Below are 5,155 nucleotides of genomic sequence, written 5' to 3' on the forward strand. Positions count from 1 at the left end.
TACACATTCAGCGTCGCGGCCATCTGTTTGAGGTTGTGCATGGTCGCCCAGCGTTCATAGCCCCGGCCTTTCCCCTCGGCTTTCTTCTGCTCAATGTCCACAAGCCGCTGCACATTCGGGGCGGTTCGGGCGGCTCTGTCTGCCCGCAGTTGGTCTTGGATAGAGGGCGGGGTGCTGGATATAGCCGCGGCCTTTTCTGCGGCTCTGGCGGCGTTCTGCTCCAAAACGGCAAGGACAGCGGCGCGGTCAAAATCGTCGCCCAGCTTGCGGGCGGAAATGGGCTTTGTCCTGTCCGGCGTGAGGTAACTAAGCCGCCCCCGGCTCTCCTTGACGGTCACGCCCTCCCGCAGCAGCAGAGAGGAAAAATCCTCGAATGAGGCCGCCGCAGACAGCGCGGCGCGTATGGTCTGCCGCAGCTTCTCTTTGTTCGTTTCAAACTTGGTCTGCCGGGGCGTGATACCGCCTGCAATCATGGGGGCGTTCTGCTTGTCCAGCGCGGCCTGTCCCTTTTTCTGCGCCCAATACTCCCGGTCTGTGACGCGGTTCTTGCTGCCGTTCAAGAGGTCGATTTGGTAAAGCCCCTCCCGGTGGCACATCTCCATGACTTCGGACTTGAAGTAGCGCAAGGCCGCGTCGGTACAGCGGTGCTTGCACCCGGCTTTCGTGTCGGCTGGCCTGTCCATGTAGGGCAGGAACGGGACTTCCTCTATCCGCAGCGAATTGATAACGATATGCACATGGATATTGCCGCTGTGGTTATGCCCGTCCGGGTGGGTGCATACAAGGGCTTGGTGGCCGGGGAAATGCTCGGCGCAAAACTTCTCGCCCAATTCCTGCGCCCGGTCTACGGTCAGGCCGTTGTCCGGGCCGTCCCGTGGGTCAAAGCTGATGATATAGTGGTGACTTTTCACATCTTCCCGCCGTTGGTTTTTCTCATAGCGGAGATTTGCCCGCATACAGGCAACGGCAAAATCCTCCCCGCCGCAGTTCAGCGTGGACAGCCGGTAGTCCTCGCGGGGGATAAGCCTGCCGGTTTCATCAAGGACGGGCTTCATGGTAAACTCGTCATGCTCAAAAAGCAGGTATTGTTCGGCGGCTCCGTAGTCGGCGTTTTTAGAGTTGATATGCTTGAGTGTTGCCAACCGCGTCACCTACTTTCTGTAAGATTTCATACTTGAGGGCGGCAAGGTCGGCTATGGCGGCGCGTACCTCGCCGGACAGCGCATTGTAGGGTACGCCGTACTCGTTCAGATACCGGGCAATCTGGTTGAGGTTGCCGCCGATCCTGCCGTACTCGGCTGTGAGTTTCCCGACAGCGGAAAGCAGCTCGTCATTGACCGCCGACACATGGATAATTGGGCGTATGGCGGTGCGCCGTATCGCCTGCCGGAGAAATTCGGACTGGCTGATACCATAGGGCGCAAGCCGCGCTGTGAAGTCGGCGTATTCATCTTCGGACAGCCGGGTTTTCACAACGCGGCTGCGGTGGGGCGTGTTGTATCGCTTCGGCATGGGCTGTAAACCTCCTTTCACTTATCACAAAAAATAGGCTGGTCTGTTAGGTATTTCCGGGGCAGTTCTCGCAAAAAAACGGCCTGCCGAACGGAAATCTTTTTGCGGCGCAAGCCGCCATAGCAGGGTTTGGGGAAGGCACTCCCCAACAAGTTTCCCGCGAGGGACAAAACCGCAGAATTGCGGATTTTGGCACCGTGGTAGAAACTTGCTCTAAGACTGCCGCAGACTGCCCCTGTCTGGTTTTTCCGTACATAGAACGGACAGGACAGGGCTTGCGGCCCGCTGTGGGCGGCCTTTTTTCCTTTCGCCAATATGACGCCGGAACGGGGCTTTGCTGCCCGCTGGCTGCGGCTTTTTCCCTTTCCGCTAAAGATACATTTCAAAGGCCGCCAGCTACCCGCTGGACGGGGATTTTTCAAAATTTCTTTTGCCTTAGTAATCCGGGCAACAGGATTTTGGCAACCGGCGGGGCAGAGAATTTTTCCTTTCACTCCCCACACCACCGCTCTTAGAAATTTGCCAAACGGAGCAGGCAGTTTTTTCTGGCTTCACCTACCTACTACGGGTGATTTTCGATTTTGCCAAATGGACACAAAAAAAGCAGCAAATCTTTTTCAGACTTACTGCTTTCGCTGGCCGCTGGTGGGCGGCTGATATTCAGTTTTGAAAGTTCGGGTCAGGGTGCCCCGAAGATAAAAAAACAACAGTATTCAATTTATTAAATAATTTCCTGTCGATTCCCTTTAATCAATACAGTTTGACCGTCAGCCAATTCAATCAAATCGTTCTTCGATATATCTCCAAAAGGGCTCTCTTTTTCAGCGTGTGGTATCAACGGATTTGCTAAATATCCTAATCCATCGGAAAAATTTCCGGCAGCAATCATACTACCTGCGCTAATTCCCAGATACACCAATCCATTCTCTATTGCTTGCTTTAGGGGCTTCGAAAATCCTGTTCTGTTTATTTCGCTAAGAAGCGTATGGGCATTTCCTCCACAAAAAGCAATCATGTCATATTGAGTGAGTTCTTGAACACTCATTAAGCGAAACGGTACAGGTATGTCACTAATATAACTTGAATATGTTCTTTTATATCCATCGGAAAGTAAAAACGCAAGATTATATATAAGAATATTATTCATAGGTATTCCCATATTCATAAGGCGCTCCATACATACAATGATTCCTTCTCGCGCACCATCATTTCCAACTGCGGCGGATGGAACCAAAATCGCTTTTGTGTTAATCGGTTCTTTTCCGATACATTTCCAAAATAATACCATAGTCTTTTCGTTTAAGCCACTTGAAGTTAAGAACAGGGTTCTCATAAACTTAGTCCTCTTTTAATTTTTCAAATTTCTGATTCTATGTAAGATGATAAAACATCAATTCATACCGAAATAATCCCATAATGTTAGTTATTTTGTTTTTTTTCAATACAGCTTACCATTATTATCACTATTCCGCGAGTATTAGATGACCTTAAATTCAATCTCTCCTTCTTGTATCTAACAAATATATTCTACTACCCCTGTTGTTTTTACTTTCTAATATACTTTTATGGTTAACTCATTGAAATCTACTATCAACAAAATCCAGCATTAAATTCTCTTCTCAGATTTTCGCACTACCATGCACATTTTTATAGAAATTATCAATACTATCTATTTTTTGTACCATTAGAAGTATCAATCCTTGTTCTACATTTCTTATTGCTACTAGACTTTCGTAAAGATGTTCTGTTTTGCTTTTTCAATTTTTTATTCATTTTTTGAAGTTTTTTATATGCATCTTGAAACTTTTTTTTCTTTTCATCTGTCAATCCAATTTTGGAGTAATAATAAATATTCATCCACTGCTCGGCCGTGATTAACGTATATGAATTTGAAAGACTAATTCTATTGGCTTTTCCCAATCTTTTGATTTGCTCATTAGAAAATAAAATAGAAAGTCTCTCTTTAGCAGTCTCTCCTTTAATATTAGTGTAAAAAAAAGCCACTAAATCTTTATAATTTTGAAGATCATCACCACTCAATCTATCATCCCATAACTGCATATGAAGCATAACTGTATCAACATTAGGCGAAGGAAAAAAATCGCTCCTTTTAAAACTATGTGTAATTTCTACCTTATATTGTGCCTTTATTATAGCAGCACGAAAACCTTCATATTTTTGTAATGGAATACCGCAATTCTTTTTAGCTGCCTCTCTTTGAATTATGATATTTATATCTGATGGTGGATTTACATCGTCTGTTAATTTCCTAATAATATCCGCTGTTATCTGAAAAGGAATATTGGAGAATATTTTATATCTGCGATTTAAAGGCAACTTATATTTTAAAAAATCACCAAATATATATGTAACATTATCATGACTGTGATATCTTACTAAATTATTATATAATTCTTGATCATATTCAACTGCAACAACCTCTCCAGCATGCTGAGAAAGTACATCTGTTATTATCCCTTTTCCAGGACCAATTTCAATAACATAATCTGTTACATCAATATTTGACTTGCTTATTAAACGTTCTACCAACTTTTTATTAACCAAAAAATTTTGTGAATATCCAAGATTTTTCATCTAATCGCACCTCATTCTCTATTTATTTTCATAACTATATACGAGTAAGCCCTAACGTTGCATAAAAAACAGCCCCTGTAAAACGATATATAAGTAAAGTGCGCCAATAACCTATTCTTTCAAACACGATGAATGACCATTGTAATTTCTTAAAAAATGTACAATTACTTTAAAATATTATATATCTGATCTTTACCTGAATCATTTGCTCACTATTGTTGTATCTATTTTCTTGCATAGACCATTTTTTTTGGGCACATACCAGTCTCACGGAACGACTGTTGCACATTTTCTAAAACATAGAAGACAAAATATTTTTACTCTATAGAATTCTTTCAAAAAATATAATTACTATTTGTCGATGGCTTTATTATACTATGACCGCTTACTTATGGGAATAGATGAATTGTAAACTTGCTGGTGAAAATCGCTAATGACAGTCGGTGTTCGTTCTTTGCTTATCGGTCAAAGCGAAATTTGAACAGCGCGGCGATTAGCTTCTGTTTTATATGTTCCTCAACCTCGGCGCTGACTTTCCCGTGTACTTTGGAACAGTATCGGATATATCCGACGTAGTGGGAAAGAACGGTGTCGATTGCGTCCGGGTCGCCCTCATGCGCCTTGACGATTGTTTCATAGGGGAGAAGTTTACTCATAGCGTTTTCCCTCCATGAGCCGCCGGAGCCGCTTCAAGGCAAGCTGGATATGCCGCCCTGCTGTGCTGCGTGTCCGTCCGATATGTACGCCGATCACCCGCTGCGGCTGGCGCAGAAAGTAATAGCGCAGGATTTCTTCCCGCGTCTGCTCCGGCAAAACAGAGATCGCGTCGGCAAGGGCGGCGTTGCAGAGCAGGACGGTCTGACCGCAGACGGTAAATGGGTATTCCTCGTCCGGCTCCGACGCGGCAAACTGGACAAACTTCTCGTTCATCAGATAGTCAAGGGAAACTTGCCGTTCCCATTGCCGTTTAAGCTTCAAAATCTTGTCCAAGGCGGCACAGCGGATAACAGTCTTGCAAAAGGCGTTGTACCTGCGCTGGATATATTCT

General features: G+C 44.9%; 7 protein-coding genes. All 7 read right to left on the reverse strand.

Annotated features, from left to right (window positions below):
- Positions 1 to 1,142, reverse strand: a 1,142-nt coding sequence (locus tag ODJ80_RS13850; RefSeq protein ID WP_263042543.1) for a relaxase/mobilization nuclease domain-containing protein, incomplete at its 3' end; no start/stop codon positions are given.
- A complete protein-coding gene (locus ODJ80_RS13855) occupies positions 1,114 to 1,512 on the reverse strand; it encodes a plasmid mobilization protein (RefSeq protein ID WP_002578912.1) in 399 nt (132 codons plus the stop codon). The genes ODJ80_RS13855 and ODJ80_RS13850, both read right to left, overlap by 29 nt.
- Before the next feature lie 17 nt (positions 1,513 to 1,529).
- The gene (locus tag ODJ80_RS13860) at positions 1,530 to 2,006 is read right to left on the reverse strand and encodes a hypothetical protein (RefSeq protein WP_040013272.1); all 477 of its coding nucleotides are present in this window, start codon (positions 2,004 to 2,006) and stop codon (positions 1,530 to 1,532) included.
- A 227-nt stretch (positions 2,007 to 2,233) separates the two neighbouring features.
- On the reverse strand, positions 2,234 to 2,845 hold the full coding sequence (locus tag ODJ80_RS13865) for a Type 1 glutamine amidotransferase-like domain-containing protein (protein ID WP_002571017.1): 612 nt from the start codon (positions 2,843 to 2,845) through the stop codon (positions 2,234 to 2,236).
- Positions 2,846 to 3,177: 332 nt separating this feature from the next.
- Positions 3,178 to 4,107, reverse strand: coding sequence for a 23S rRNA (adenine(2058)-N(6))-methyltransferase Erm(52) (erm(52), locus tag ODJ80_RS13870; RefSeq protein ID WP_002571018.1), 930 nt, complete (start codon positions 4,105 to 4,107; stop codon positions 3,178 to 3,180).
- A gap of 458 nt (positions 4,108 to 4,565) precedes the next feature.
- The gene (locus ODJ80_RS13875) at positions 4,566 to 4,763 is read right to left on the reverse strand and encodes a helix-turn-helix domain-containing protein (RefSeq protein WP_002571019.1); all 198 of its coding nucleotides are present in this window, start codon (positions 4,761 to 4,763) and stop codon (positions 4,566 to 4,568) included.
- A partial coding sequence (locus tag ODJ80_RS13880) for a sigma factor-like helix-turn-helix DNA-binding protein (protein WP_263042544.1) occupies positions 4,756 to 5,155 on the reverse strand: 400 nt, incomplete at its 5' end. The genes ODJ80_RS13875 and ODJ80_RS13880, both read right to left, overlap by 8 nt.

Source organism: Acutalibacter sp. LFL-21 (genome assembly GCF_025630755.1).
GTDB classification, from domain to species: domain Bacteria; phylum Bacillota; class Clostridia; order Oscillospirales; family Acutalibacteraceae; genus Acutalibacter; species Acutalibacter stercoravium.